The organism is Pseudomonas sp. JQ170C, assembly GCF_035581345.1.
GTDB lineage: Bacteria > Pseudomonadota > Gammaproteobacteria > Pseudomonadales > Pseudomonadaceae > Aquipseudomonas.
Genome location: NZ_CP141608.1, coordinates 4,375,337 through 4,401,421 on the forward strand (window position 1 = coordinate 4,375,337; position 26,085 = coordinate 4,401,421).

General features: G+C 59.8%; 22 protein-coding genes and 5 tRNA genes. 10 read left to right on the forward strand and 17 right to left on the reverse strand.

Going from position 1 to position 26,085, the window contains the following annotated elements:
* Positions 1-22: 22 nt before the first annotated feature.
* The 4 genes from lpxK to U9R80_RS19870 all read right to left on the reverse strand — a co-directional run bounded on the left by lpxK (position 23) and on the right by U9R80_RS19870 (position 4,386).
* Positions 23-1,030, reverse strand: a complete 1,008-nt coding sequence (gene lpxK / locus U9R80_RS19855; protein ID WP_301839482.1) for a tetraacyldisaccharide 4'-kinase — start codon at positions 1,028-1,030, stop codon at positions 23-25.
* Entirely contained in the window at positions 1,030-1,461 is a 432-nt protein-coding gene (locus U9R80_RS19860) for an ExbD/TolR family protein (RefSeq protein ID WP_301839481.1), read from the reverse strand. The genes lpxK and U9R80_RS19860 overlap by 1 nt, the downstream gene beginning before the upstream one ends.
* Complete coding sequence (locus U9R80_RS19865; RefSeq protein ID WP_301839480.1) at positions 1,458-2,093, reverse strand: MotA/TolQ/ExbB proton channel family protein; 636 nt, start codon at positions 2,091-2,093, stop codon at positions 1,458-1,460. Before U9R80_RS19865 ends, U9R80_RS19860 begins: the two co-directional genes overlap by 4 nt.
* Positions 2,094-2,163: 70 nt before the next feature.
* Positions 2,164-4,386 carry a DNA internalization-related competence protein ComEC/Rec2 gene (locus U9R80_RS19870; protein ID WP_301839479.1) on the reverse strand — a complete coding sequence of 741 codons (2,223 nt, stop codon included), beginning with the start codon at positions 4,384-4,386 and terminating at the stop codon, positions 2,164-2,166.
* A 143-nt stretch (positions 4,387-4,529) separates the two neighbouring features.
* On the opposite strand from U9R80_RS19870, the gene U9R80_RS19875 reads away from it, so the two are divergent.
* Entirely contained in the window at positions 4,530-5,072 is a 543-nt protein-coding gene (locus U9R80_RS19875; RefSeq protein ID WP_301839478.1) for a DUF2062 domain-containing protein, read from the forward strand.
* Here U9R80_RS19875 and U9R80_RS19880 read toward each other — a convergent pair.
* The 3 genes from U9R80_RS19880 to U9R80_RS19890 all read right to left on the reverse strand — a co-directional run bounded on the left by U9R80_RS19880 (position 5,040) and on the right by U9R80_RS19890 (position 7,510).
* Positions 5,040-5,819: an ABC transporter permease gene (locus tag U9R80_RS19880; RefSeq protein ID WP_301839477.1), complete on the reverse strand. Its 780-nt coding sequence runs from the start codon at positions 5,817-5,819 to the stop codon at positions 5,040-5,042. The two genes, U9R80_RS19875 and U9R80_RS19880, sit on opposite strands and share 33 nt — an antisense overlap.
* The gene (locus U9R80_RS19885; RefSeq protein WP_301839476.1) at positions 5,816-6,748 is read right to left on the reverse strand and encodes an ABC transporter ATP-binding protein; all 933 of its coding nucleotides are present in this window, start codon (positions 6,746-6,748) and stop codon (positions 5,816-5,818) included. Before U9R80_RS19885 ends, U9R80_RS19880 begins: the two co-directional genes overlap by 4 nt.
* Positions 6,749-6,886: 138 nt before the next feature.
* A complete protein-coding gene (locus tag U9R80_RS19890; protein WP_301839475.1) occupies positions 6,887-7,510 on the reverse strand; it encodes a glutathione S-transferase family protein in 624 nt (207 codons plus the stop codon).
* Between the two features lie 183 nt (positions 7,511-7,693).
* Between U9R80_RS19890 and U9R80_RS19895 the strand changes: the two genes are divergently transcribed.
* From U9R80_RS19895 to U9R80_RS19910, 4 genes are all read left to right on the forward strand, one after another.
* Complete coding sequence (locus U9R80_RS19895; protein ID WP_301839474.1) at positions 7,694-10,141, forward strand: acyl-CoA dehydrogenase; 2,448 nt, start codon at positions 7,694-7,696, stop codon at positions 10,139-10,141.
* Positions 10,142-10,209: 68 nt separating this feature from the next.
* Positions 10,210-10,617 (forward strand): PA2817 family protein, encoded by a 408-nt coding sequence (locus U9R80_RS19900; protein WP_274112832.1) that lies wholly within the window; start codon positions 10,210-10,212, stop codon positions 10,615-10,617.
* 160 nt (positions 10,618-10,777) lie between these two features.
* Complete coding sequence (locus U9R80_RS19905) at positions 10,778-12,376, forward strand: DUF6543 domain-containing protein (protein ID WP_301839473.1); 1,599 nt, start codon at positions 10,778-10,780, stop codon at positions 12,374-12,376.
* An 11-nt stretch (positions 12,377-12,387) separates the two neighbouring features.
* Positions 12,388-15,384, forward strand: a complete 2,997-nt coding sequence (locus U9R80_RS19910) for a hypothetical protein (protein ID WP_301839472.1) — start codon at positions 12,388-12,390, stop codon at positions 15,382-15,384.
* 59 nt (positions 15,385-15,443) lie between these two features.
* On the opposite strand, the gene U9R80_RS19915 is transcribed toward U9R80_RS19910, so the two are convergent.
* The 5 genes from U9R80_RS19915 to U9R80_RS19935 all read right to left on the reverse strand — a co-directional run bounded on the left by U9R80_RS19915 (position 15,444) and on the right by U9R80_RS19935 (position 16,023).
* Positions 15,444-15,519: transfer RNA gene (locus U9R80_RS19915), tRNA-Gly, on the reverse strand.
* 90 nt (positions 15,520-15,609) lie between these two features.
* Positions 15,610-15,685 (reverse strand) — tRNA-Gly (locus tag U9R80_RS19920).
* 4 nt (positions 15,686-15,689) lie between these two features.
* Positions 15,690-15,765: transfer RNA gene (locus tag U9R80_RS19925), tRNA-Glu, on the reverse strand.
* 104 nt (positions 15,766-15,869) lie between these two features.
* Positions 15,870-15,945, reverse strand: a tRNA-Gly gene (locus U9R80_RS19930).
* 2 nt (positions 15,946-15,947) lie between these two features.
* Positions 15,948-16,023: transfer RNA gene (locus U9R80_RS19935), tRNA-Glu, on the reverse strand.
* Positions 16,024-16,359: 336 nt separating this feature from the next.
* Between U9R80_RS19935 and U9R80_RS19940 the strand changes: the two genes are divergently transcribed.
* Positions 16,360-17,127 (forward strand): hypothetical protein, encoded by a 768-nt coding sequence (locus U9R80_RS19940; RefSeq protein ID WP_301839471.1) that lies wholly within the window; start codon positions 16,360-16,362, stop codon positions 17,125-17,127.
* 82 nt (positions 17,128-17,209) lie between these two features.
* Here the strand turns inward: U9R80_RS19940 and U9R80_RS19945 are convergent, their stop codons facing one another.
* Together U9R80_RS19945 and U9R80_RS19950 are read right to left on the reverse strand one after the other, a co-directional pair.
* Positions 17,210-17,692: a GAF domain-containing protein gene (locus tag U9R80_RS19945; RefSeq protein ID WP_301839470.1), complete on the reverse strand. Its 483-nt coding sequence runs from the start codon at positions 17,690-17,692 to the stop codon at positions 17,210-17,212.
* Entirely contained in the window at positions 17,689-18,579 is an 891-nt protein-coding gene (locus tag U9R80_RS19950; protein ID WP_301839469.1) for an ATP-binding protein, read from the reverse strand. The genes U9R80_RS19945 and U9R80_RS19950 overlap by 4 nt, the downstream gene beginning before the upstream one ends.
* Positions 18,580-18,661: 82 nt before the next feature.
* Here U9R80_RS19950 and U9R80_RS19955 point away from each other — a divergent pair, with 82 nt between their 5' ends.
* On the forward strand, positions 18,662-21,022 hold the full coding sequence (locus U9R80_RS19955) for a response regulator (protein ID WP_301839467.1): 2,361 nt from the start codon (positions 18,662-18,664) through the stop codon (positions 21,020-21,022).
* On the opposite strand, the gene U9R80_RS19960 is transcribed toward U9R80_RS19955, so the two are convergent.
* Together U9R80_RS19960 and msrB are read right to left on the reverse strand one after the other, a co-directional pair.
* Complete coding sequence (locus U9R80_RS19960; RefSeq protein WP_301839466.1) at positions 21,015-21,500, reverse strand: glutathione peroxidase; 486 nt, start codon at positions 21,498-21,500, stop codon at positions 21,015-21,017. The genes U9R80_RS19955 and U9R80_RS19960 overlap by 8 nt on opposite strands.
* Positions 21,501-21,516: 16 nt before the next feature.
* On the reverse strand, positions 21,517-21,909 hold the full coding sequence (gene msrB, locus U9R80_RS19965; protein ID WP_301839465.1) for a peptide-methionine (R)-S-oxide reductase MsrB: 393 nt from the start codon (positions 21,907-21,909) through the stop codon (positions 21,517-21,519).
* Between the two features lie 167 nt (positions 21,910-22,076).
* Between msrB and U9R80_RS19970 the strand changes: the two genes are divergently transcribed.
* Both U9R80_RS19970 and htpX read left to right on the forward strand, forming a co-directional pair.
* The gene (locus tag U9R80_RS19970) at positions 22,077-23,288 is read left to right on the forward strand and encodes a pyridoxal phosphate-dependent aminotransferase (RefSeq protein ID WP_274112816.1); all 1,212 of its coding nucleotides are present in this window, start codon (positions 22,077-22,079) and stop codon (positions 23,286-23,288) included.
* A 223-nt stretch (positions 23,289-23,511) separates the two neighbouring features.
* Positions 23,512-24,399: a protease HtpX gene (htpX, locus tag U9R80_RS19975; protein ID WP_028943751.1), complete on the forward strand. Its 888-nt coding sequence runs from the start codon at positions 23,512-23,514 to the stop codon at positions 24,397-24,399.
* A gap of 44 nt (positions 24,400-24,443) precedes the next feature.
* Here htpX and U9R80_RS19980 read toward each other — a convergent pair whose 3' ends face one another.
* On the reverse strand, positions 24,444-25,094 hold the full coding sequence (locus U9R80_RS19980; protein WP_301839463.1) for a thiopurine S-methyltransferase: 651 nt from the start codon (positions 25,092-25,094) through the stop codon (positions 24,444-24,446).
* 104 nt (positions 25,095-25,198) lie between these two features.
* Between U9R80_RS19980 and U9R80_RS19985 the strand changes: the two genes are divergently transcribed.
* Positions 25,199-25,966 (forward strand): DODA-type extradiol aromatic ring-opening family dioxygenase, encoded by a 768-nt coding sequence (locus tag U9R80_RS19985; RefSeq protein ID WP_301839462.1) that lies wholly within the window; start codon positions 25,199-25,201, stop codon positions 25,964-25,966.
* Positions 25,967-26,085 lie beyond the last annotated feature (119 nt).

Consider the following 26,085-nt stretch of genomic DNA (forward strand, 5'->3'; position numbering starts at 1 on the left):
AATGGCCGGAAAAAGAAAAGAATCAGAGCTGTGGTCCCTGCAACAGCCGTTCGAGCTGTGCGTCGAACCAGGCCGCGAAAGCCGGCGAAGGCACGGCGTCGACCGCCAGGTACCACCAGTCATCAGCGGCGAAGGCTCGGCACTTGACCGCATCCTTCTCGGTCATGATCAGCGGTAGCGCGGGGGTGAAACTGAGGGCCTGGGCGCTATACACCGCATGATCGGCAAAAGCATGCGCGACTGGCCGCCAGTCTAGCCCTTTCAGGGTATTGAAGAAACGTTGCGGATTGCCAATGCCGGCCACGGCATGCACAGCCTGGCCAGCGGGGAAGTGTTCCAGCCCCACACGCTCGCCGCTGCGGACATTGACCAGGGCGGTGGGCTTGAGGACAAAGGCAAAGCCATCGTCGCGATCGCTCGTGGCGCCGTTGAAGAGCACCGCGTCGACTTCCTGCAGGCGCTCCACGGGCTCGCGCAGCGGACCTGCGGGCAAGCAACGGCGATTGCCCAGGCCGCGGGCGGCGTCGATCAGCACCAGCTCCAGATCGCGAGCCAGGCGGTAATGCTGCATACCGTCGTCACACAGGATCAGGTCCAGCGCTTCACTGGCGAGCAAGGCTTGCACGGCGCGCGAGCGGTCCGGATCGATCATCAGCGGCACACCGCTGCGCTGCACGATCAGCAACGGCTCATCGCCGGCTTGTGCCGCAGGCTGGTCAGCACGCACGCGCCAGGGCAACTGTGGCGGCTTGGCGCCATAGCCACGGCTCACCACACCGACGCGCAGGCCTTGCTGGCGACAGTGCTCGATGAGCCAGAGAATCATGGGGGTTTTACCGGTGCCGCCTACGGTGATGTTACCCACCACGACCACCGGCACCGGGGCCCGATAGCTACCGGCCTCCCCGGCCAGAAAGCGCGTACGCTTGCGCGCCACTACCCGGCGATACAGCGACTCCAGCGGGCGCAGCAGCGCCAATGCCGGATGCCCGGCATACCAGGCATTGAGCAAACGATCGGCAAAGGCCATCAAGGTGTCCCCGAAGCCGCCTCGACCGTGGTCATGCGCAAGTGGCTGAAACCGAGCTTGCCGGCCGCATCCATGGCAGTCACCACCGCCTGGTGCGGGGTCTTGCCGTCGGCGCTGATCGAGAACGGCAGTTTGGTATCCCCTGCGGACGCTTTTTGCAGGGCTTCGATCAGGGTGGGCAGATCGCTCTTGGGCAGCAGGCTGTTATTCACCGAGTAGACGCCATCGGCGCTGATGGTGATGTCCAACTGCTTGGTTTCAGTGTCAGGCGCTGGCGCACCGCTGACCGACTCCGGCAGCTCGACCCGCAACTGGGTTTCACGGGTGAAGGTGGTGGTCACCACAAAGAACAGCAGCAGGATGAACACCACATCAATCAGCGATGCCAGGTTGATGTCCACGGTCTCCCGTGGCTTGCGCCGGAATTTCACGCCTTGCCCTCGGCCAGGTCGACATCGCGATCGCCCTGCACCACTTCGACCAACTTGATGGCCTCCTGCTCCATGCCGACCACCAGTTCATCGATGCGCCGCTGCAGGAAACGGTGGAAGAACACCGCCGGGATACCGACCATCAGGCCTGCTGCCGTCGTGATCAGTGCCTTGGAGATACCACCGGCCAGCACGGAGGCGTTGGCGCTCATGCCGGTGCCCATGAACGAGCTGAAAATGTCGATCATGCCCAGCACGGTACCCAGCAAACCGAGCAGTGGCGCCATCGCGGCAATGGTACCCAGAGCATTGATGTAGCGCTCCAGTTCGTGGATAACCCGGGCTGCGGCTTCCTCGATGCACTCTTTCATGATCTCTCGACCATGACGGGAGTTGGCCAGGCCCGCAGCGAGGATCTCGCCGAGCGGCGAATCGGCGCGCAGAGCCTTGAGCTTGTCACTGGTGAGCTGTTTGTCCTTGATCCACATCCACACCTGCCCGAGCAGGTGCGGCGGGGTAACCCGGCTGGCACGCAAGGCCCAGAGACGCTCGGCGATGATAGCCATGGCAGCGATGGAACTCAGAATGATCGGCAGCATCATCCAACCACCGGACTTGACCAATTCCCACACAGTTAGCATCCCCTAGAAAAAGTCCGCCACTTTACCATAGGACCCTTGGGCTCTCATCTGCCGAAGGTCGTCAACTGGGGTCACGCCAGAAACGCCGCTGATCACGCATTCCCAACGGCTCGCTGAAATCACCCAGGCGCAGGCGCAATGCACCGCGCACGGCGCTGTCGAACACTTCGATGCCATTGGTCCGGTAGCGTTCCATGACCTCGGCGTGGGGGTGGCCGAACGCGTTGTAGCGCCCCCTGGAAATCAACACGCCGCGAGGCGCAGTAGTGTTCAACAACACCTGGCTGGAGGAACTGCGACTGCCATGGTGCGGAGACTGCAACCAGTCAACCCGGGTGGCCTGCCAGTCTCTTGCCCAGGCTCGCTCGCCGGGGGCATCCAGGTCGCCTGTAAGCAGCAACCGCTCACCACTCGCCTCCACCAACAGCACACAGGAATCCTGATTGCTGTCACGGGCGCCAGCCCACTGCCAGACCGAAAAACTTACCCCATCCCACTGCCAGCGCTGGCCGCTTTCGCAGGCTTGGGCGTGTAATGCAGCCGGCAGTCTTGACGACTCCCCAGCCACCACCCTGAGCACTGGCAGACCGCGCAGCACCGCAGGGGCACCGCCGGCATGATCGGCATCGGCGTGGCTGAGCAGCATGAGATCAAGCAGGCTCACACCCAGCCTGCGCAATGTCGGTACTACGACGCGCGCTCCCAGGTCCTGCCCTCCCATCGCCGGCCCTGCGTCATACAGCATCGCGTGGTTTTGGGTACGCAGGACAAAGGCCAGGCCCTGACCGACATCCAGCTGCCAGACCTCCACCTGGCCAAGGGGCAGCCGCTCCCTGGGCGCAAATACCACCAGCAACAACAATGGCCAGCCCAGCACCCGCATCGGCATTGCGCGGGGCAACAGCAGCAACAGCGCTCCGGTACATACCAGCCCCCACAGGAACCAGGGCAAGGGTTCTGGCAGCCACGCCGGGCGCCAATCCGCCAGCGCGCCCAGCAGTCGAAACAAGCCGTCGAGCAGACCACCGACCAACCAGAGCACAGGCTCACCCAACAACGGCACCGGCAACAGCAGCGTCCCCAGTAGCGCCAGGGGCAGTGCCGCCAGGCTGATCCAGGGCACGGCAAGCAAATTGGCCAAGGGCGCAGTGATACTGATCGGCAGCCCCAGTGCCAACAACGCCGGCAACAGGCCCAGAGCAATCAACCACTGCGCCCTCCCCCAGACCAGCCACCGGTTCCAGGCCCCCAAACGGCCACTGAAGGTAAAGGTGAGCACCGCGACAGCGGCAAAAGACAACCAGAACCCCGGCAGCAAACTGGCCAGTGGTTCCCATAGCAACACCGCAACCAGCGCCAGCAACAACGGCAGGCCCACCCCGAGATGGCGAAAGCGCAAGCGCCACAGCAGCACCATCGCAAGCATCATGCAGGCGCGCTGGACCGGCACCTGGAAGCCCGCCAGCAACCCGTACCCCAGCGCGGCGACAAACGCCAGGCCGCATGCCCAGGGCAACCAGGGCAGCCTTTGCGGCCACCAGCCCCATCGGGCCAGCCCTGCGACCAGTCCATAGACCAGCCCGGCCAGCAGGCCGATGTGCTGCCCGGAAATCACCAGCAAGTGAACCGTGCCAGTCGCCTGCAGCACATCCCAGTTCTCCCGGGCCAGCCCCTTGCCGTCTCCCAGCACGAGTGCCACCAGCTCTGCCTCACGCCCCTGGGCATCGACCTTGAGCAAGCGCTGGCGCACACCTTCGCGCCAAGCTGCTTCAGCGGGTGCCAGGCGCTCACCGGCCTTGACGCTGCCAGTGGCGCCGATACGTCGAGCCAGCAAGGTCGCTTCGCGATCCGGACCATGGGGGTTGAGCAGCCCGTGGGGGCGCTTGAGGCTGACGGCCAGGCGCCAGCGCTCGCCACTGAACACCGCTGGCCCGCCAAACCAGCTCAGGTGCAGCCGACGTGGCAGGTCGGCGCGCCGGGAGTGAGCCTCTTCGAGCTCAAACCGCACGATGCGCTCACCCTGCTCAGGCAAACCGACCACCTTGCCCTCAAGCCACACCGTACGACCATCGAGTGTCGGCGCCAGGCGATCATCCAGCGCCTGTTGCGCCGACACACACGCCCAGCTCAATCCCAGCAGGAAAAGCCCCAGTGGACGAGCCCGCCAAGGCAGGCAACTCAACCCGATCAAGGCCATCATGGCCACTATTCCGACCGATGGCACAGCCGGTAGAACCCTCAGGCACAACAGGCCCAGAGCAAGCGCTAACATCCCTGTGCGCATGGTTTGAAGCTCCAGTAAAAATCCACCCTCTGAGGCTTAGTTCACTGGAGTCGAGCGTCCGCTCAATAATTGTCACAAAGTCTGTAATGGGGCGTTTTTAGAATCCGTGCATACTGCCCCCCTTCATATAGCCGAGAGCCTACATGCCGCGTCGACTCTTCAAACGCTACATGCCCGATCCGACCAGCATCAGGGAGCACAAATCCTTACGCTTTCTCGGCCGGCTGTTGCACGACCCGAACCTCTGGCACCTGAATCGACACTCGGTTGCGCGGGCGATGGCGGTTGGCCTGTTCGCCGCGTTTATTCCGATTCCAATGCAGATGCTGCTGGCAGCGAGCCTGGCGATCATGATCCGCGGCAACTTGCCGATTGCCGTCAGCCTTGTCTGGCTGACCAACCCGATTACCATGCCGCCCGTGTTTTTCTGCACCTATCAGATGGGCGCCTGGCTGATGCAGATTCCGCCCAGGACCTTGCCTGAAGAACTGACGTTCGAGTGGATCACCGACCAGCTTTCTACCCTGTGGCAGCCCTTCCTGCTTGGCTCGGTGGTATGCGGCCTGCTGCTCGGCGCCCTGGCCTACTGCCTCACCATGCTCTACTGGCGCTGGTGGGTAGGCCGACAATGGCGCCGACGCAAGCAAAAGGCGTCAGGTACGCATTCCTCGCCCACTGACCAGTAGACGGGCGCAGCCGAAGTACAGCACGGCGGTGGCAATCAACATGAAAGTGATGGCCACACCGATGCGTATGTCCGAGACCCCAAGAATGCCGTAGCGGAACGAGTTGACCATGTGCAGCACCGGGTTGGCCATCGACACCGTCTGCCAGAACGGCGGCAGCAGGTTGATGGAGTAAAACACCCCACCCAGGTAAGTCAGTGGCGTCAGCACGAAGGTCGGAATGATCGAGATATCGTCGAAGTTGCGCGCAAACACGGCGTTGATAAAGCCGAGCAACGAGAAGATGGTCGCGGTCAACACCACCACCAGAACCGTCACGCCCAAGTGATGTACCTGCAAGTCGGTGAAGAACAGCGACAGCAAGGTCACAATCAACCCCACCGCCAAGCCGCGCAACACACCGCCCAGGGTGTAGCCGATAAGAATCGTATGCGGCGAAACCGGCGAAACCATCAGCTCTTCAATGGAGCGCTGGAACTTGCTGCCGAAAAAGCTCGACACCACGTTGCCGTAGGAGTTTGTGATCACCGACATCATGATCAGCCCCGGCACGATGTACTCCATGTAAGTGAAGCCACCCATGTCGCCGATCTGCCGGCCGATCAGGTTACCGAAGATCACGAAATACAAAACCATGGTGATCGCTGGCGGCAGCAAGGTCTGTGGCCAGATTCGGGTGAAACGGCGCACTTCGCGATAGACGATGGTATTGAGGGCGACCAGGTTGGCGCTCAGCTCCGAACTCATACCGCCACCTTCGCCAGGTTTTTCTCAACCAGAGACACGAACAACTCCTCGAGACGATTGGTCTTGTTGCGCAGGCTTTGCACTTCGATGTTCTGCAGGGCCAATTGGCCGAACAGCGCAGTAATGCCCACGTCCTTGTCCACTTGAACTTCCAGGGTATGCGGGGTAACCAATCGGCACGGATAACCGATCAGGTTGGGCGCCTGCGGGAGATCCTGCTTGAGGTCGAGCAGGAACGTCTCTACATGCAACTTGCTCAACAACGAGCGCATGCTGGTGTTCTCGACGATGGTGCCGTGGTCGATGATGCCGATATGACGGCATAGCTGTTCGGCTTCTTCCAGGTAATGCGTGGTCAGGATGATGGTGATGCCCTGCTGGTTCAGCTCGGTCAGAAAGCTCCACATCGAGCGGCGCAGTTCAATGTCCACCCCCGCCGTGGGCTCGTCGAGAATCAGCAGGCGCGGCTCATGCACCAGCGCCCGGGCAATCATCAAGCGACGCTTCATGCCGCCGGAGAGTGAGCGCGACGGCACATCGTGTTTGTCCCACAAGCCCAGCTGGGTGAGGTACTTCTCGGCACGCTCCTTGGCCACCTTGGCTGGAATACCGTAGTAACCGGCCTGGGTCACGACAATATCGAAGGTCTTCTCGAACTGGTTGAAGTTGAACTCCTGCGGCACCACGCCAATGCAGCGCTTGAGCGCGGCCGGCTGGCGATCCAGGTCGTTGCCGAAGATATTCACGGTGCCGCTGGTCTTGTTGACCAGCGTCGACAGGATACCGATGGTGGTGGACTTGCCGGCGCCGTTGGGGCCGAGCAAGGCGAAGAAGTCACCTTCGGCGACGTCCAGGTCGATGCCCTTGAGGGCCTGGAAGCCGTTGCCGTAGGTTTTGGTTAGCTGCCTTATGGACAGAGCAGAACTCATAGCGGGTCATGCACCAGAAAGAAGGGGTCAGGACGCGACCGGACAGACCGGCCGCAGTGAATATGACCATGGTGCTTGCCCAGGTCATACAAGTACAGTCATGTGTATCGATAATAACTATCAGGTTGACCGTAGCGATCAGGTCAGCGCGGTCATCACTGCGGCCTGATAGGCCGGGCGCTCCTGCAAGCGTTCGTACCAGGCGCGAAGGTGACGCATCTCGGGCCGTTCAATGGGCATTTCAAACCACGCGTAGACAAAACAGCCCAGGGGGATATCGCCCATGCCCAATTGCTCGCCCGACAAGTACGGACGCTTGGCCAGCACCTGGTCGGCGATCGACAGCAGTTGTGCACAGGTCTTGTGTGCAGCATTGATCGCCACCCAGTCCTGCTGGTCGGCCGGCGTGCGCAGGATGCCCCAGAACAGAGGCCGGAACGGCGTGGCCAGTGAAGAGGTGACCCAGTCCATCCACTTGTCCGCCTCGGCGCGCTGACGGGGCTCATTGATATACCAATCGACGTCCTTGCCGTATTGCGCGCACAGATAGCGCACGATGGCATTGGACTCCCAGAGCACCAGTCCATCGTCCTCGATCATCGGTACCAGGCCGTTGGGATTCAGCGACCGGTACTCAGGCTCGTTCACCAGGCCGAAGGCGCCACCGGCATCGACTGACTCATACTCAAGCCCCAACTCCTCTGCGCACCACAGCACCTTCCTGACATTGGTCGAATTCTTCCGGCCCCAGATCTTGAGCATGACGTCGTCCTGATGAATGTTCGGGCCGCCCAGTCTACTCCTGACATTTTTCGAGGCAATCGTTTGGGCATCCTGGCGAACTCCCGCAGCTGCGGCCGGTCACTGATCAGGCAAGCCGAATATTGCATGCCGACTAAGCTCTGAGGGGTCGCTTGATACCCCGACGTTCACGGAGGAAAGAATATGTTGCTGTTGTGGTTGGTTGTTTTGGTGATCGGTGCTGCCTATCTGGCCCACCGACGCATTGGCGCCGTCCCGGCGTTGGCCATCCTCGCGGCCTATGTGCTGCTGATGGGTATTTTCAGCCACGCACCCGGATGGCTATTGGCGATCTTCTGGCTGGTACTTGCGGCAAAAGCGGCCCTGGTGCTGCTGCCCGACCTGCGCCGCAAGGTCTTCAGTGGCCCGCTGTTTGGCTGGTTCCAGCGCACCCTGCCGCCCATGTCGCAGACCGAGCGCGAAGCCATTGACGCCGGTACTGTGTGGTGGGATGGCGAGCTGTTCAGCGGTCGTCCGAACTGGAACACCCTGCTCGACTACTCACGGGCAGAACTGAGCGCAGAAGAACAAACCTTCATCGACGGCCCCACCGAGGAACTCTGCGCCATGGTCAGCGACTGGCAGATTGGCCAGGACCTGGACCTGCCGCCCGCGGCCTGGGAGCACATCAAGTCCCATGGTTTCTTCGCCCTGATCATTCCCAAGGAATACGGCGGCAAAGGCTTCTCTGCCTACGCTCACTCCCAGGTTGCCATGAAGCTGGCAACACGCAGCGGCGACCTGGCCTCGACCGTCATGGTCCCCAACTCCCTGGGGCCGGCCGAACTGCTGCTGCACTACGGCACCGATGAGCAACGCACTCATTACCTGCCACGTCTGGCCCGCGGCGATGACATCCCCTGCTTCGCGCTCACCGGCCCACTTGCCGGCTCCGACGCAGGCGCCATGCCCGATACCGGCGTTATCTGCAAAGGCCAATGGCAAGGCGAAGAAGTCATTGGCCTGCGCCTGAACTGGGAAAAGCGCTACATCACGCTGGGACCTGTCGCGACATTGCTGGGCCTGGCCTTCAAGGCCTACGACCCGGAACACCTCTTGGGCGATGAAGAGGAACTGGGCATCAGCCTGGCACTGATCCCCACAGACACCCCAGGTGTCGAGATCGGCCAGCGCCACTTACCCTTGGGGGCGGCCTTCATGAATGGCCCCAACCGCGGCAAGGACGTGTTCGTGCCGTTGGACTTCCTGATCGGCGGCCAGGCCATGCTCGGCAAAGGCTGGATGATGCTGATGAACTGTCTGTCGGTCGGGCGCTCGATCTCCCTGCCCGCCGTGGGTACGGGTGCTGCCAAGTACACCAGCCTGGTCACCGGCCAGTACGCGCGGATTCGTGAGCAGTTCAATGTGCCGCTGGCGGCCTTTGAAGGCATCCAGGAATCCCTGGCGCGGATCGGCGGCAATGCCTTCCTGATGGACAGCGCCCGCCTGCTAACGGCCAAGGCTGTCGACCTGGGGGAAAAGCCTTCGGTACTGTCGGCGATTCTCAAGTATCACCTGACTGAACGTGGTCGCGAGTGCATTCAGCACGCCATGGACGTCCATGGCGGCAAGGGCATCATCATGGGCCCGAACAATTACCTGGGCCGCAACTGGCAAGGTGCGCCGATCTTCATCACGGTAGAAGGCGCCAACATCCTCTCGCGCAACCTGATGATTTTTGGCCAGGGTGCGATTCGCTGCCACCCCTTCGTGCTCAAGGAAATGGCCCTGGCCGGCCGGGAAGACCATGACCAGGCACTCAAAGAGTTTGACCAACTGCTGATGCAGCACATCGGCTTCGCTGTGGGCAACGCCGCCAGCACGCTGATCCTTGGCCTTGGCCTGGGTCACTTCGAGAGAGCCCCCGGCGATGCACTGAGCCAGGGCTATTTCCGGGCCCTCAACCGCCAAGCGGCGGCGTTCGCCCTGTTGGCCGACCTGTGCATGATGCTGCTCGGTGGCGAGCTCAAACGCCGCGAGCGACTGTCGGCACGCCTGGGCGATGTGCTGAGCAACCTCTACCTGAGCTCGGCCGCACTTAAGCGTTACTACGACCTTGGCTCGCCGGAGCATCTGCAACCGTTACTGCGCTGGGCCCTGGAGGAAAGCCTGGGTCAGGCAGAAAAAGCCCTGGACCGCCTGCTCGACAACTTCCCCAATCGCTGGCTCGGCTGCGCGCTGCGCCTGGTGGTTTTCCCGTTCGGGCGCCGGCATACCGGCCCAAGCGACGCGCTGGACGCAGAGGTAGCAGCGTTGATCGGCCGCGCCAAGGGCGACCCGGCCCTGGAGGAGCTGCTTGCCGGCTGCTACCGCCCGCAAGACCCCACTGATCCAGTCGGCGCCTTGCAACAGGCCTGCACCCTGCTCGATGAGTGCATCCCCTTGCAGCAAAAACTGCATCAGGCGCTCAAGAGCGGCCAGGTCAACCCGACGCCAGGAGAGTCGGCCATCGAGGCGGCCCTGCGCGCCGGCGCGCTTGAGGCAGACGAAGCACAGGCACTGCATGCCGCCGAGGCGGCTCGACGCATCGTGATAGATGTCGATGCATTCAGCAAAGAAGCACTGCTGCCCACCCCCGGCAAAATACGATAAGGACCGGGACATCGGGCGCCGGGGGCCGTATACTCCCGCGCCCGTTTTTGCTCATGAGGACCACCAGCATGGCTACCGATCGCCTGGAATATCATCTCGCCCTGCTCTCCCACCTGCGCACTATCCTGGCTGCCCTGGGTGAAGCCGAGCAGGTGCCGGAAGAAAGCCACGCGCTGTTCCTGGAGCGCTTCGACGACCTGATGCTGCAACTGCCGGTCGACCCGGAAAGCACCTACCTGGGCCAGGACCTGATGTGCCAGGTTATCCAGCGCTACCCGCAAATCGCCCATCTGGTCCCACGGGACCTGCTGTGGTTCTTCGGTGGCGACTGCTTGCACTACATGCCCGACGAAGAACTGCAGGTGTACCAGACCCTGGAAGAGCGTCGCTATGAAGCCGAGCAGAACGACGAGCCTTTCGACTGGAACCAGGAAAAACAGCTGCTGAGCATGTCCGACGACGACAGCAAACACTGATGACAACCGCTGTAATTCCCGGCAGGGAATTACAGCGGCCTGGTCACGCCAGGCAGCGTGACCCCGTAATAGATATCTAGCCCCCCGCCGTTACAACACACTTCCATTCTTCCTGCATTCAATCACGGGCCAAACGGCTCAACTACCGCAGGAAGCCATCATGTCAGATCAGGCAAGCCCCCTACCCGCTCATCCCGTCGAAGCTGTTTTTCACACCGCGCGCAGCCACATGGATCAACGCGTCCTGACGCATATCGAGAACAATCTAAAGCTTTATTTCGGACCACTCGACAGCGCAAGTCAGCGACGTTACCTACAGCTAGGCAAGCTGATTGACGCTCAGCGCAACAGCTTGATTCTGTTACTTGCCGATTGCATGGCCAGTTTCGAGCGCGACAGCATCAAACGCCTCCAAGATACCCTTCCCGCTCACGGCCAAGTGCGCATCGATCCGCAAGCCTGGTACTTCCACACTAAAATCCTTGAAGTACCGGTTCGTGGCCGCAGAGACCTTGCCGCCACCGCCGCTAAAGAACGCATCCAGTCCTTTACCCTCTGGGATGCGGCAAGGCTGGATTTATCCAACACCTACCCACCGTCCTACCAAAACAGCTATCTGGAACACAGCTACATCAGTCGACATGCCAATGGTGCAAAAGAGCACTCGCACGTGCTCAGCGCAGAAGCCTTCGAGCAGCATGCCCACCGACTTGATCTGGGGACCGTATTGCGAGCACGTCTGGACTCGGTAATGAATGCTGATGTCCAGAAGCAACTCGCTCAATACCAGGAGAACCTGTTTGAACTTGCCGGTCTGGATGCCGTGCGCCAGCCACACGAAAATGGCATTACACCGCAGCAGGTACCAACAATAGCTGGCACATTCAAAGATGAAACCCAGCCCTGGACCCAGTACAAACTCACTTTCGCCGGCCACTCAATTCCGCTGCCTTTTTTTCTTCAGAGGTTCACGGCATTGGGTACTCACCAAAGCATCAGCTACTTTCCAAACCGCCCCGGCGGTGCACTGCGCCGACACTTCAGTCACGACGAGGCCGTTGATTCAATCATCGAACAAGTGCGGGCGAACCCCACAGATGGCTGGTTCATCGCAGCCTTGAAAGACAATGATCAGCTAACCCTACGCAATTACTTGAAAACCCCTGCTATCAGTCGATCGGACTTGAACTGGGCGGCCAAACTGCTCTATGCAGCCTTCGGAGACAAAGCAACGCCACAACAAACACTCGCGATCAGTCCATACGCATGTAAAGGCTCGCTTTGCGAAAACTTGACCCGATTGGAAAAGTCCACGGTCAAATCGAACCTGGCCTCAATGGCTGTGACACTTGGCGAGCGACGCTTCAAATCACTTTCCGATCACGCCAGCATCGTTCTATTGCAGACCCTGGAGTTGCTCACCCTTCCCGCCCCGGGGGGCGTCACTGGGCTCAATCGGGTGATGATGGCCGCTACTTTCGGCAGTTTGGCCTATCAGACCATCAATGCCGGCGCAGCCCTGAAGCACGGTAATCGTTCTGAGTTCATACAAGCGTTGGGAGATATCTCGGATCTTGCTATCAGTGCCCGCCTACAAGGAGTGGGGGCCAGACTTTCGAGGCGCAGGACCCGCCAACTGATCCAGTCCATGGGCAATCCCAGCATGGCCAGCCTGGGTAATAACCGCCAGGCCTTGTATTGGCCGGACGTCAATCATCGGGGTGATCTCTCCCCCTCGACACCACCACCGGCAATTTGACTGACACACAATTGCTTCAACAGCTCCTGCCTGAGCACCTGCCAACCATCGAACCCCAGAGGGCCCAATGGTTGCTGGACCTGGCAAATGTAGAGCGTTCGCAACTGGACCTGCTCTGGCGCTCAGGAGGCACACCGCCCTGGCAGTTACTCGAAGTACTTCAACTGGAACTCAAGGAATTCAAACCTGGTTTTGCAGACGATCCCGGGGCATTGACTGAGCGATTTCCGGCGCTTTCCCCAGCAGCGCGTGACCATCTGTTTCTACAGCACCCGGAACTACGCACGCTTGACCGCGACAGCCCCCTTTCCAGTGAAGCACTGAGCACCATCCTACAAGTACAGATAGAGCAACGTGTACTGCAGGCTGTGTTCGGCTTTTCGGCGACCACCGATAGTGCAAACCCCGCCGATAGCGAAGCGCTACTGTGCTCTCTTCTCATCAGCCACCCTGGTTGGCCAACGACATTAGGCATTCGAGTCCACGCAGGCGCAATTGATCACGGCGGACAAGTCACTTCTACACCGACTGTTCTTGCCCAGTACGGATTGGAAGCCCCCCAGGCCTTCATTCATCTATACCGTGCATCAAACAACTACGCAGGCAGCTTCCATACCGGCGACTTGATTCAGGTCGGCCCAGGCCAAGCCGGCTTGGCCAAAGCGATACTTCGCACGCTAGATGACGAACAACGCAAGGCTATCGGCTTCGACATTTACGCCAACGACGTCCTGATCAACACCCTTCAACGCCAGGCCGTTAGATTACGCGCCGATCTGGTGGACTTGCTGCCACAAACCAATCACTTTCCACTGAGCGCATCGCGGCTGTCCGCATTTAGCCAGTCAGTGGATCTCGGTGATGCGCAGCCCAACAACGAAGGGATTATCACGCTTAACAACAAATGCTATGTCGTGATGGAAAACCGCACCTATCAAGTACTACGTGACAATCAAGCTTCTTCGCCACAGCAGGTAATCTGGCGCATCGTACGTGCCCAGGACCCTGTCGCTCAGGCAGCGGACAACAAGTATCAGGCATCACGCCCCGGCCGCAGCGAGGCTATTGCCCTGGACGGACAGGGGCACTGGCAAGGCATTCTGATCGGTGGGCTAGGCGGCTCTGGTCGTGGCACTGGTCATCGACGCAAGTTGATGGAGCTGAAAGCCAGGAATGAAAAGATCAAGCAGGAGTTGAATGCTGCAGCAGACAGGCTAGACAGGTTTGTAAAGGTCATGCCGATCATCGCGAACGTTGCACTCCAGCGCGGGGCAAAACGCGACACCGCCAAACTAAAGTACAACGAATACATTAACGATCTGGAGCGGTACAAGGCCTTACTGGAGCAGCACCGGGAGTTCCTCACCCAATTAGACTCGCCTGCTCTTTTCCAAAAAAGTTACCAGCTGATAGTAGGGAAACTGATTCTCGCTCTAAATCATCTTGCCTTGTTCTCCGATCTCGACATGCACGACAGGCTGGACGCCGAGAATCTGGAATTCACTTCGAGCCTGGATACTTTCGACGCTTTACTCTCCCCCCACGTATTCAGTGACTACCGCAGATCTCGACGCATTGCATTGAATAGTTACATCGAAAAGTTCCCATGGATGAATCGACGCGATCAGCACTTGGCCCAGCTTGACCAGAAGGCGCTCCCCCCTATCGAGCATCAACAGATCAATAATATAGACCCGCTGTACACTCACTCCCAAGTGCGTATCGGCACCGTGAGCTTGCGCAGCCAGTTGCTGAGTGTCAGCGACACACACGATGTTAGTGCGCCCGTGACACTCAGGCCTCAACCTATGCACCTGCTACATGACTTCACCCAGGCAGCCTTGCTACTGATCGATATCACCCAAACGCCAGCAGACAAGCAATTTGCACTACTGGCACACCTCCAGGAACGGCTTGATGCAATCGGTGAGGGTTACAAGCTTCTCAAGGACGACTACCCCTCCAATGCTCTCGACTCCAACGCTGAACACATTGATGAGTGCATCAAGGTAGTGGATTTTTTCCGCGACCAAAGCCTGCAGCAATTACAAGTCGTACTGAAACTCAATGAAGGAAAGCAAGCGCCTTCCACCGACTTGATGGGCATTGACATTGAATACCTGCCCGCCCAACCGTCAAATTCTTCACAAGCTCACTCCACCAGCCGACGTAAACGCATCATCGCCATGAAGCATCACGATAACTATCGACTGGTAGTGGCGGAGCAGCGCGGAAACGATATCAACACATTGACCTTGCTGGACGCCGGCGATGGATCGACCCCACGGCAGGTTGAGCACACCCCACTCGATGGGTGGCGGGAAACAGTCATTGCAACTGAGCGTACGCTCGCTCAACTGGGTAATGCTGCGAGTCGAAACCTGAGGGATGTAGATCGACTCATTCGGCAGGCCCGCGCCCAAGCCCTGGGGAACGATGCGGTGGCTGCAAACGTCTACGAACCCTTACTGAACCGAGCAGACACCTTGAATGCCTTGATCGCAGATTTTGATAGGCAAGCAGCTAACGCCCCGCTTGAAAGCAAATGGCTTGAGCAACGCCAGGACCTTGCCAAAAACAGTGAGACATTGCGAAATCTGGCCCACGAACTGACGTTGAAAATCTACAAGAACCCTGAAAAACCCAACGCCAGCTACCTGACCCATCTGATTCGCCTGCAAGAGGTCAACGTCAGAAAACTGAACGCCACCAGGCTTTTGCTGGGTAAAGGCAGCAAACGCAATTATCTGGATAAATACGTGATCACCGACCTGCAAGCCCAGCCCCTTTGGGAGGCACATTTCCATTACCCCGAGGCCAACACTCCACGAGAGCACTTTGCTCACGGCAGTGGACACCTGAAAACGCTGGAGGATGCACGCAAGGGTATCGAGTACCAACGCCGTCAGGCACAGCAAGGCCTGGAAGTACGAAGCATTTTGCGGGTAGAGGTCTCAACGTCGCTTGGGCAGTCGATGTTCAGCCTTGCCGATGAGCATCGCTACTAACGTCGAGGAAATTTCAGGCAAAAAAAAACGCCGTTCGATTGAACGGCGTTTTTTTGATTTGGAGCGGGAAACGAGACTCGAACTCGCGACCCCGACCTTGGCAAGGTCGTGCTCTACCAACTGAGCTATTCCCGCAATTTGAAACATCCGGTTTGACCGGGCAGAAAGAAAGGGCGATTGCCCTTTCTTTCCGATCTGCAGCGTGCCAACGCCACAGAAAGAATTTGGAGCGGGAAACGAGACTCGAACTCGCGACCCCGACCTTGGCAAGGTCGTGCTCTACCAACTGAGCTATTCCCGCAAAATGGCGTCCCCTAGGGGACTCGAACCCCTGTTACCGCCGTGAAAGGGCGGTGTCCTAGGCCACTAGACGAAGGGGACGACGCCCAAAACATGCAACGCATGTTTCAGTGACCAGATTCAAACCTTTAAGGCCTGCTTCTGGATTTTTACAAGCCCTGCCGTTAAGCAAAGCCTTTGTAAACTGGAGCGGGAAACGAGACTCGAACTCGCGACCCCGACCTTGGCAAGGTCGTGCTCTACCAACTGAGCTATTCCCGCATTGGCGTCCCCTAGGGGACTCGAACCCCTGTTACCGCCGTGAAAGGGCGGTGTCCTAGGCCACTAGACGAAGGGGACACACTACAACATTCACTCCCTGCCGCGTTTCGCTGTGTGCTTTACGCTGCAAGTGGCGCGCATTCTAGGGATGCTTTGGGAAGTCGTCAACCCCTCTGTATAAATTTATTTAAATCAATGACTTCCCCGTGCTTTGCAGTGCTGCACCCGAGTGGCGCGCGCCTGGTCCTTGGCGTTTATTTTCTGACACACGCCCGCAGCCCAAACCCTTATAGCTGCGGCAAACCAGGAGCAAAACGCCATCAAGGGGGCCTGGCAACCGCCAAACAACCCTATCCGCCTAAATACTTAGCCACTACACTCAAATGGTAAATCATCCTGTATGAGGCGTTAACGGTGACACCACTTATGATCACCCTGCTTATCGTGGCGGGGATCGCGTTATTGATCGTGATCGGCTACCTCAATAACGTAGTCGAGAGTAACAAGCTCGAGCGCGCCCGACTGAAGATCGAGTTGGCCGATCGCTTGCGCCGTTGTGGCGAGATCACCGAAACCTTCCCCGGCCAGTTGATGACCCCTGCTCTGAAACTACTGCTGACCCGCCTTGAACTCAACCTCAACCAGCGCCAGCTCGCCCTGGACAAGAACAACGGCGAAATCCGCGCACGTATTGCCGAACTTGAAGCCCTGATCGCCCAGGGTGAGGCGCTGCCGGTGAACAACCCACCCGCGCCTATCCAGACCGAAGCCCGGGCCAAGGATGTACGTTTTCTGCTCGAAGGCCTGCATAACCAGATCACCCGCGCCGCCCAGGAAGGTTTTCTGCCTACCAGCGAAGCCAAGGCCTGGATCAAGGAAATCCGCCACATCCTGGTATTGCTGCACATCGAGTTCTTCAACAACCTGGGCCAGCAGGCGCTGCAGCAGAATCAGCCGGGGCATGCACGCCTGGCCTTTGAACGAGGCGTCCAGTACCTGCGCAAGCAGTCAGACCCTGCGCTGTACCGCGAACAGCTCGAATACCTGGAGAAGCTCCTGGCCCGCGCCAACGCCCAAGTGTTGAGCCAGCTTGAGCCCGCAGCAGATGAAGTCAACGAGCTGACCGAAGGACTGAAGACCGATGGCAGCGATGACTGGAAGAAAAAGGTTATCTACGACTGAACTGTAGGAGCGGGCTTGCCCCGCGATAGCGATTTGAAGGCAACATCGCATCGCAGGGCAAGCCCGCTCCTACACTCAGGTTTCAACAGTCGGTCAGGCGCAGAAACATGGCCGCCAACCGCTCAAGTCCTATCTGGTCCTCGGTGCTGAAGCGTCCTGGCTTGGGACTGTCCAGATCCAGCACACCAATCAAACGCCCTTCCTTGACCAGCGGAATCACCAGCTCGCTGTTCGATGCGCTGTCGCACGCAATGTGCCCAGGGAAGGCATGCACATCATCGACCCGCTGAGTCTCACGACTGGCCGCCGCCGCACCACACACACCCCGACCGAACGGGATACGTACACAGGCAACCTGCCCCTGGAATGGCCCGAGCACCAACTCCTCATTGCGATTCAGGTAAAACCCTGCCCAGTTCAGATCTTCAACCTGGCTATAGAGAAAGGCCGAGAATTGCGCCGCATTGGCGATGAAGTCACGCTCATCGGCAAACAAGGCTTCCAGCTGCGCCGCCAACAGGCCATAGCCTTCCAGCCCGGCTCCGGAAGCGTTCAGGTCAATCATTGCTTTTGCTCCAACAGTTGCAGTCCAACCCAATAACGAGCGAACTGATAGGCACAACGGCCATTACGGTTGCCGCGGCCGGTTGCCCAGCGTACTGCGGCTTTTTCCAGTTCTTCATCGCGCTGCCAGACCAGCCCCGGCCCCTTGGCCAGCTCGGTGACCCAGTGCTCGACCACATTGAGGAAGTGCTCCTGGGTAAAGGGGTAAAACGACAGCCACAGCCCAAAACGGTCCGACAAGGCAATCTTGTCTTCCACCGCCTCGTTGGGGTGCAGTTCGCCGTCAACCATCTTCCAGTTTTCATTATCGCTCTGCTTCTCCGGCACCAGGTGCCGGCGGTTCGAGGTGGCGTACAACAGCACGTTGTCCGGTGCTTGCTCAAGCGAGCCGTCGAGTACGCTCTTGAGCACCCGATAATCACCCTCCCCGGCTTCAAACGACAGATCGTCACAGAACATCACGAAGCGCTGAGGCAGCTTGCTCAATTGCTCGACCACACGCGGCAGGTCAGCCAGGTGATCACGTTCGATCTCGATCAGGCGCAAGCCTGCCTCGGCGTGCTCGGCCAGCAAGGCGCGCACCAGCGAAGACTTGCCCGTACCGCGCGAACCCCACAACAACGCATGGTTCGCAGGCATGCCATCGAGGAACTGACGCGTGTTGCGCCCCAATTGGTCGCGCTGCGCATCGACGCCAATCAGGTCCGACAGGCGCATATCCAGGCTGACCTCCAGCGGCATCAAGTAGCCGCTGCGACCGTCGCGCTGCCAACGTGCAGCCAGGCAAAGATTCCAGTCGATGTCCGGACGTGGCGCGGGCAGCAAGGGTTCGAGGCGAGCGAGCACACTTTCGGCGCGCTCCAGAAAAGCATTCAAACGAGAGTCCACAACAGTTCCTCAAGACAAATTCAAGGACAACGACACAACTGAATGCGTGACAGGGCATGCCAGCAGCCGGGGTTGATCGGCTATGCTTGCGCAGCGCACGGAACGTGAAACTGGCTCGGGGCTCATGGATATAAAGTTCACCAATCGCCTGTCCTACAAGCAAGCCCGGCTGACGGTCCTGGTCGGCTTCATCCTGGGGACCTTGCTCAGTCTCATCCAGATCGGTATGGATTATGCCAGTGAAGATGCCTCCATCAACCGTGAGATGCAGGCATTACTGAAAATCAGCCATAACCCGGCCTCACGCATCGCCTACAACATTGATGCCGAGCTTGCCCAGGAGTTGACGGGCGGCCTGCTGCAATCCCCGGCGATCACCCGGGCCTGGCTGATCGACAACAATGAGACCGTTCTGGCCGACGTCCAGCGCCCACGCCAGGAAAGCAACTACCGCTTTATCAGTGACTTTCTGTTCGGTGAAAGCCGGCAGTTTCAGGACCCCTTGTTCTTCAGCCACATGCCGGACGAGTACCTGGGCACCTTGTACCTGGAGGTCGATACATTCGCTTTCGGCAATCGCTTTCTCGAACGGGCCGAAATCACCCTGCTCAATGGCTTCGTACGCAGCCTGGTCCTGACCTGCATCCTCCTTGCCCTCTTCTATTTCATGCTGACCCAACCCCTGGTGCGGGTGATCAGCGCCCTGGCCAAGAGCAATACCCGCCACCCCGCACAGTCGAAACTGTCGTTTCCGCCGGGCCACGAACACGATGAAATCGGCGTGCTGGTCAAAGTGGCCAACCAACAGTTCGTCAGCATGAGCACCGAAATCCAACAGCGACGCAACGCCGAGAATCGCCTCACCGACTACCTCAACGAACTGGAAAACATCGTCTCGGCGCGCACCATCGAGCTCAAGACCAGCAATACCCGCTTGAGCCAGTCCAACGAGGAGCTTGAGCAGGCAAGACGCCAGGCCCTGGATATGGCGCAAGCCCGAGCGGCGTTCCTGGCGAACATGAGCCATGAGATCCGTACCCCGCTCAATGGCCTGCTGGGCATGATCGCTCTGTGCCTGGACAGCCCGCTCAACGCAGAACAACGCCAGCAACTATCCATCGCCCATGATTCGGGAAAAGTGCTGGTGGAACTGCTCAACGATATCCTCGACCTGTCCAAGTTCGATGCCGGCCAGCTGGAGCTTGAGCGCATACCGTTCGACATGGGCGCCCTGGTTGAGGACACCGCCAATCTGCTGTCACAAAATGCGGCGCCCAATGTCGAGCTCACTTGCCTGATCGATCCGCAGTTTCCCTCCATGGTCCTCGGTGACCCTACCCGCGTGCGGCAGATAGTCAGCAATCTGCTGTCCAACGCACTCAAGTTCACCCGCTTCGGTCGTGTCGATGTGCGCCTGAGCGTCTACACCGGCGGCGTGCGCCTGGAGGTGTGCGACACAGGCATCGGCATTCCCCGGGAAGCCCAGGTGCGCATTTTCCAGCCGTTCACCCAGGCCGGCGCCGGCATCACGCGCCAGTACGGCGGCACAGGTCTTGGCCTGGCACTGACCAACAACCTGTGCGAAGCCATGCAGGGGCGCCTGAGCATCAGCTCGGAAGCCGGCTTCGGCAGCCAGTTCTGCGCCGAGCTGCCCCTGCCCACTCACAGCCTGGCTGTCGCCGCCGAGCGCCTGCGCGGCCGTATCGCCGCCATCAGCAATGCCGCCAGCGGCCTGGCCGAACTGCTGGAAACCGTATTGCCCGACTGGGGACTGGACTATCAACGCTACGACAGCCCCGACGAACTGAGCGATGCCGTACCCGATCTGCTGATCACCGATAACCTGGACTGCCTGTTCAATCTGCGCCCGCACATCACGACGCCGATTCTGCTGGTGACCGCCTACGGCAACTTTCTCCCCGGGGAACAGGCGGCGCAACTGGCGCCGCTTCAGCAACAAGCCCGCCCCCTGGCGCGCAGCGCCCTGTACCAGACGCTGCGGCGCACCTTGCTTGGCAATGACAGCACGCACCTGTCGGCATACGACGGCGCCCTGTTCAGCGAACGCCGCGCACGCATCCTGTTGGTGGAAGACAATCCGGTGAATCAACTGGTAGCCAAGGGCATGCTGGCCAAACTGGGCTGCGACGTGAACATCGCCGCCCACGGCGCCGAGGCACTGGAGCAGCTACACGCCACACCGTTCGACCTTGTCTTGATGGATTGCAACATGCCGGTCATGGACGGTTATGAGGCCAGCCGCAGAATCCGCCAGAGCGGACACTGGCCCGACCTCCCCATCGTCGCCCTCACCGCCAATGCCATGCCCGAAGAGCGTGAGCGTTGCCGGGCGGCAGGCATGAACGACTACTTGGCCAAGCCCTTTCGGCGAGAGGAACTACTGGCCCTGATCGACCACTGGGTGCCCTTGACTGCTACTTGAGCAACTTCTCGATAGAGGCGACCAAGGCCTCGGGTTTGGTGCTGGGGGCATAGCGCGTGACACGACCGCTGGCCGGATCGACAAGGAACTTGGTGAAATTCCATTTGATCCTTTCAGAGCCGAGCAGCCCCGGTGCGCGCTTTTTCAGCTCTACGAACAAGGGATGAGCATGGGCGCCGTTGACCTCGATCTTGCGAAACAGCGGAAAGCTCACACCGAAATTCATCTCGCAAAACTGGGCAATTTCCTGCGCATCGCCAGGCTCTTGCTTGCCGAACTGATTGCACGGGAAACCCAACACCACCAGGCCGCTGTCGCGATACCGCTGCCAGAGCTGCTCAAGCCCTTTGTATTGCGGGGTAAAACCGCACTGGCTGGCGGTATTGACCACCAACAGCGCCTTGCCCTGGAAATCCCCCAGGACCTTCTGCTCACCGCTCAGGGTGATGCAGGATTGGCTCAGCAATGCGTCGGCCATGGCCGCTTCTCCTCAGTTAGCGTGGAACCAGGTCCAGGCAGACCGAGTTGATGCAATAGCGTAGCCCGGTCGGCGGCGGCCCGTCGGGGAATACATGACCCAAATGGGCGTCACATTGGGCACAGGTCACTTCGGTGCGAATCATGCCGTGAGAGGTGTCACGAATCTCGATCATCGCGCTGTCCTGGATGGGCGCGTAGAAACTCGGCCAGCCACAGCCGGAATCGAATTTGGTCGTCGAATCGAACAACGGGGCATTGCAGCAGATGCAGTGGTAGACGCCGTCGGTCTTGGTCCCGTTGTATTTGCCGCTGAAGGGGCGCTCTGTGCCTTTCAGGCGGCAGACGTTGTATTGCTCGGGGTCGAGCATTGCACGCCATTCATCCAGGGTTTTCTCGATCTTGTCCATTTGCAGGCCTCGGCAGACTAAAAACCCCGCGTTGCGTCTTTTCCCCAACGCGGGCGGCACGTATATTATTGCGCCTCATCAGACATCAGTCTGGCACCCGCGTTACACGCATTTCAAACGTTTTCACAGCGCAATGCGCGGCGATCTTTTCTAATCGGGATCACATCATGCAGGTCAGCAAATCGAACAAGCTCGCCAATGTCTGCTATGACATCCGCGGCCCGGTGCTCAAGCACGCCAAACGCCTGGAAGAGGAAGGCCACCGCATCCTCAAGCTGAACATCGGCAACCCGGCACCCTTTGGTTTCGAGGCGCCGGATGAAATCCTCCAGGATGTCATCCGCAACCTGCCGACGGCCCAGGGCTACAGCGACTCCAAGGGTCTGTTCAGCGCGCGCAAGGCGGTAATGCAGTATTACCAGCAAAAGCAGGTCGAAGGCGTCGGCATCGAAGACATCTACCTGGGCAACGGCGTTTCCGAGCTGATCGTGATGTCGATGCAGGCGCTGCTCAACAACGGCGATGAAGTGCTGATACCTGCCCCCGACTACCCGCTGTGGACCGCCGCCGTGAGCCTGGCTGGCGGCAACCCGGTGCACTACCTGTGCGACGAGCAGGCCGACTGGTTCCCCGACCTTGACGACATCAAGGCCAAGATCACCTCCAACACCAAGGCCCTGGTGATCATCAACCCGAACAACCCGACGGGTGCCGTGTACTCGCGCGAACTGCTGCTGGGCATGCTTGAGCTTGCACGCCAGCACAACCTGGTGGTGTTCTCGGACGAGATCTACGACAAGATCCTCTACGACGAAGCCGTGCACATCAGCACCGCGTCGCTGGCCCCGGACCTGCTCTGCCTGACCTTCAACGGCCTGTCCAAGTCCTACCGGGTGGCCGGCTTCCGTTCTGGCTGGCTGGCCATCTCCGGGCCCAAGCAGCACGCCCAGAGCTACATCGAAGGCATCGACATGCTGGCCAACATGCGCCTGTGCGCCAACGTGCCGAGCCAGCACGCCATCCAGACCGCCCTGGGCGGCTACCAGAGCATCAATGACCTGGTCCTGCCACCTGGCCGCCTGCTCGAACAGCGCAACCGCACCTGGGAACTGCTCAACGATATTCCCGGCGTCAGCTGCGTCAAACCGATGGGTGCGCTCTACGCCTTCCCGCGGATCGACCCGAAAGTCTGCCCGATTCACAACGATGAAAAGTTCGTCCTTGACCTGCTGCTCTCGGAAAAACTGCTGATCGTCCAGGGCACGGCGTTCAACTGGCCATGGCCGGATCACTTCCGAGTGGTCACCCTGCCAAGAGTGGATGACCTGGAACAGGCCATTGGCCGTATCGGAAATTTCCTAAAGACATATCAGCAGTAACCTGCAGGTACATAGGAAGCGCCCGCGCCTTACGGCGCGGGCCTTTCAGATCAAGCCCTCACCTTTTGCAGGTCTCGGCGCTCTGGCGTGCGGGATAGCGGAATTCGGCCGCAATACCGGAAAGTACACAGTTTGAAATAGTCGCCCGGTTGAATCACTGGAGCCCGCGCCTTATATACCCCGCATACGTGACATTTTTATCCGTCAGGAGAACGTAACAACCATGATGCGCATCTTACTGTTTGTAGCCACCAACCTTGCGGTTGTGCTGATTGCCAGCATTACCCTGAGCCTGTTCGGCTTCAATGGGTTCATGGCGGCAAACGGGGTTGACCTCAAGCTCGACCAGCTGCTGATTTTCTGCGCCGTGTTCGGCTTTGCCGGCTCGCTGATCTCGCTGTTCATCTCCAAGTGGATGGCGAAGATGAGCACCGGTACCCAGATCATCAGCCAGCCGCGCACCCGCCACGAACAATGGCTATTGCAGACCGTCGAAGAACTGTCCCGCGAAGCCGGCATCAAGATGCCGGAAGTGGGCATCTTCCCGGCTTACGAGGCCAACGCCTTTGCCACGGGCTGGAACCGCAACGACGCGCTGGTTGCCGTCAGCCAGGGCCTGCTGGAGCGTTTCTCGCCCGATGAAGTGCGCGCCGTACTGGCCCACGAAATCGGCCACGTGGCCAACGGCGACATGGTGACCCTGGCGCTGGTGCAGGGCGTGGTCAACACCTTCGTCATGTTCTTCGCCCGCATCATCGGCAACTTCGTCGACAAGGTCATCTTCAAGAACGAAGAAGGCCAGGGTATCGCCTATTACATCGCTACCATCGTTGCCGAACTGGTCCTGGGCATCCTGGCCAGCATCATCGTCATGTGGTTCTCGCGTAAACGTGAGTACCGTGCCGACGAAGCCGGTGCCCGCCTGGCCGGCACCAGCGCAATGATCGGCGCCCTGCAGCGCCTGCGCTCGGAGCAAGGCGTGCCGGTGCACATGCCCGACACCCTGAATGCCTTCGGCATCAATGGCGGCCTCAAGCAGGGCCTGGCTGGCCTGCTGATGAGCCACCCACCGCTGGAAGATCGCATCGAGGCCCTGCGCCGCCGCGGCTGATCGACACAGCAATAAAAAAGGGCGACTTCGGTCGCCCTTTTTTGTCAGCGCTGCAAGCGGTACACCCGCTCAAACAGTATCTTCACACCCGCCTGTATAAACTTCGGACTCTGCTCGATCACATCCCACGCCTCCAGCGTCCTGGGCTGCCACGCCGCAAACAGCTGCAGCACTTCCTGATCGGGCACCGAGAACGGCGGCCCGTCCAGACGCTGCTGATCGTAATCCAGGGTGATCATCAAGCCTTTGCAGCCCTGGGGCATGCAATCGTTCAGCAGCGCGGCATAGCGCTCACGCATGGCCGGCGGCAGGGCAATCACCGCAGCTCGATCGTAAAGCCCGGCACAGTCGCTGAGGTCTTCCTTGCGCAAGGCAAAAAAGTCGCCACACCAGAGCTCTAGCTCGCCGTGCCGATACACCTTGAATGCACCCCGCTGACTGACTTCAGGCTGCAGCTGCTGCTCGGCAAAAAAATCCTCGATGGCGCGCTGGGACAGCTCGATACCGAGCACCCGGTGCCCCTGCCCCGCCAGCCAGGCCAGGTCCAGGCTCTTGCCACACAACGGCACCAGCACCTTGCTGCCCTCCTCCAGGTTCAGCGCCGCCCAGTGCTTTTGCAGGTAGCTGTTGACCTGGCCCTGATGAAACCCGATCTGATTGTCTGCCCAGCGCTTGTGCCAGAACTCCGCTTGCATGGCATACCTCGAATTTTTCGATCAAATAATGCTAAAACTTATATTAGATTTAGATTAATGACCTGATTGAAGATAGAGCCATCTTAACCTTCAGGACCTTTGCCATGCTGCCCAGCCTGTTTATTTCCCACGGATCGCCCATGCTGGCCCTGGAACCCGGTGCCAGCGGCCCCGCTCTCGCCCGCCTGGCCGCCGAATTGCCCAAACCCAAGGCCATCGTGGTGGTATCGGCGCACTGGGAAAGCCGTGAGCTGCTGGTCAGCAGCAGCCCGCAGCCTGACACCTGGCATGACTTTGGCGGCTTTCCTGCCGCGCTGTATGCCGTCCAGTACCCGGCCCCAGGCGAGCCTGCACTGGCGCAGCGCGTGAGCGAACTGCTGTGCAGCGCAGGCATGCCCGCCCGCCTCGACCCACAACGCCCGTTCGACCACGGCACCTGGGTGCCGCTGTCGCTGATGTACCCCAACGCGGATATTCCCGTGGTGCAGGTTTCCCTGCCCACCCAGCTCGGGCCGAAACTGCAGGAAATGGTCGGCCGCGCCTTGGCCGGTTTGCGTGAAGAGAACATCCTGCTGATCGGCTCGGGCAGCATCACCCACAACCTGGGCGAACTGGACTGGCGCGCCGGCCCCGACACCATCGAACCCTGGGCCAAGGCGTTTCGCGACTGGATGATCGAGAAGCTTGCGGCCGGCGACACCCAGGCCCTGCACGACTACCGCCAGCAGGCACCGTTTGCCGTGCGCAGCCATCCGAGCGATGAGCATCTGCTGCCGCTGTACTTCGCCCGGGGTGCGGGCGGGCAGTTCGGCATTGCTCACCAGGGCTTCACCCTCGGCGCCCTGGGGATGGATATCTACAGATTCGAGTAGGAGCGGGCTTGCCCCGCGATAGCGATCAGGCTGTCTTACCCCTATCGCGGGGCAAGCCCGCTCCTACCGAGGCAAAAAAAATCCCCGAACATGTCGGGGATTTTTTTATGGCTCGCGGA

Coding starts and splice junctions, on each gene's coding strand:
- lpxK (WP_301839482.1), bottom strand. CDS start 1,030: ATGGCCTTTGCCGATCGTTTGCTCAATGCCTGGTATGCCGGGCATCCG.
- U9R80_RS19870 (WP_301839479.1), bottom strand. CDS start 4,386: ATGCGCACAGGGATGTTAGCGCTTGCTCTGGGCCTGTTGTGCCTGAGG.
- U9R80_RS19875 (WP_301839478.1), top strand. CDS start 4,530: ATGCCGCGTCGACTCTTCAAACGCTACATGCCCGATCCGACCAGCATC.
- U9R80_RS19880 (WP_301839477.1), bottom strand. CDS start 5,819: ATGAGTTCGGAGCTGAGCGCCAACCTGGTCGCCCTCAATACCATCGTC.
- U9R80_RS19885 (WP_301839476.1), bottom strand. CDS start 6,748: ATGAGTTCTGCTCTGTCCATAAGGCAGCTAACCAAAACCTACGGCAAC.
- U9R80_RS19890 (WP_301839475.1), bottom strand. CDS start 7,510: ATGCTCAAGATCTGGGGCCGGAAGAATTCGACCAATGTCAGGAAGGTG.
- U9R80_RS19895 (WP_301839474.1), top strand. CDS start 7,694: ATGTTGCTGTTGTGGTTGGTTGTTTTGGTGATCGGTGCTGCCTATCTG.
- U9R80_RS19900 (WP_274112832.1), top strand. CDS start 10,210: ATGGCTACCGATCGCCTGGAATATCATCTCGCCCTGCTCTCCCACCTG.
- U9R80_RS19905 (WP_301839473.1), top strand. CDS start 10,778: ATGTCAGATCAGGCAAGCCCCCTACCCGCTCATCCCGTCGAAGCTGTT.
- U9R80_RS19945 (WP_301839470.1), bottom strand. CDS start 17,692: ATGATTGACCTGAACGCTTCCGGAGCCGGGCTGGAAGGCTATGGCCTG.
- U9R80_RS19955 (WP_301839467.1), top strand. CDS start 18,662: ATGCTTGCGCAGCGCACGGAACGTGAAACTGGCTCGGGGCTCATGGAT.
- U9R80_RS19960 (WP_301839466.1), bottom strand. CDS start 21,500: ATGGCCGACGCATTGCTGAGCCAATCCTGCATCACCCTGAGCGGTGAG.
- msrB (WP_301839465.1), bottom strand. CDS start 21,909: ATGGACAAGATCGAGAAAACCCTGGATGAATGGCGTGCAATGCTCGAC.
- U9R80_RS19970 (WP_274112816.1), top strand. CDS start 22,077: ATGCAGGTCAGCAAATCGAACAAGCTCGCCAATGTCTGCTATGACATC.
- htpX (WP_028943751.1), top strand. CDS start 23,512: ATGATGCGCATCTTACTGTTTGTAGCCACCAACCTTGCGGTTGTGCTG.
- U9R80_RS19980 (WP_301839463.1), bottom strand. CDS start 25,094: ATGCAAGCGGAGTTCTGGCACAAGCGCTGGGCAGACAATCAGATCGGG.
- U9R80_RS19985 (WP_301839462.1), top strand. CDS start 25,199: ATGCTGCCCAGCCTGTTTATTTCCCACGGATCGCCCATGCTGGCCCTG.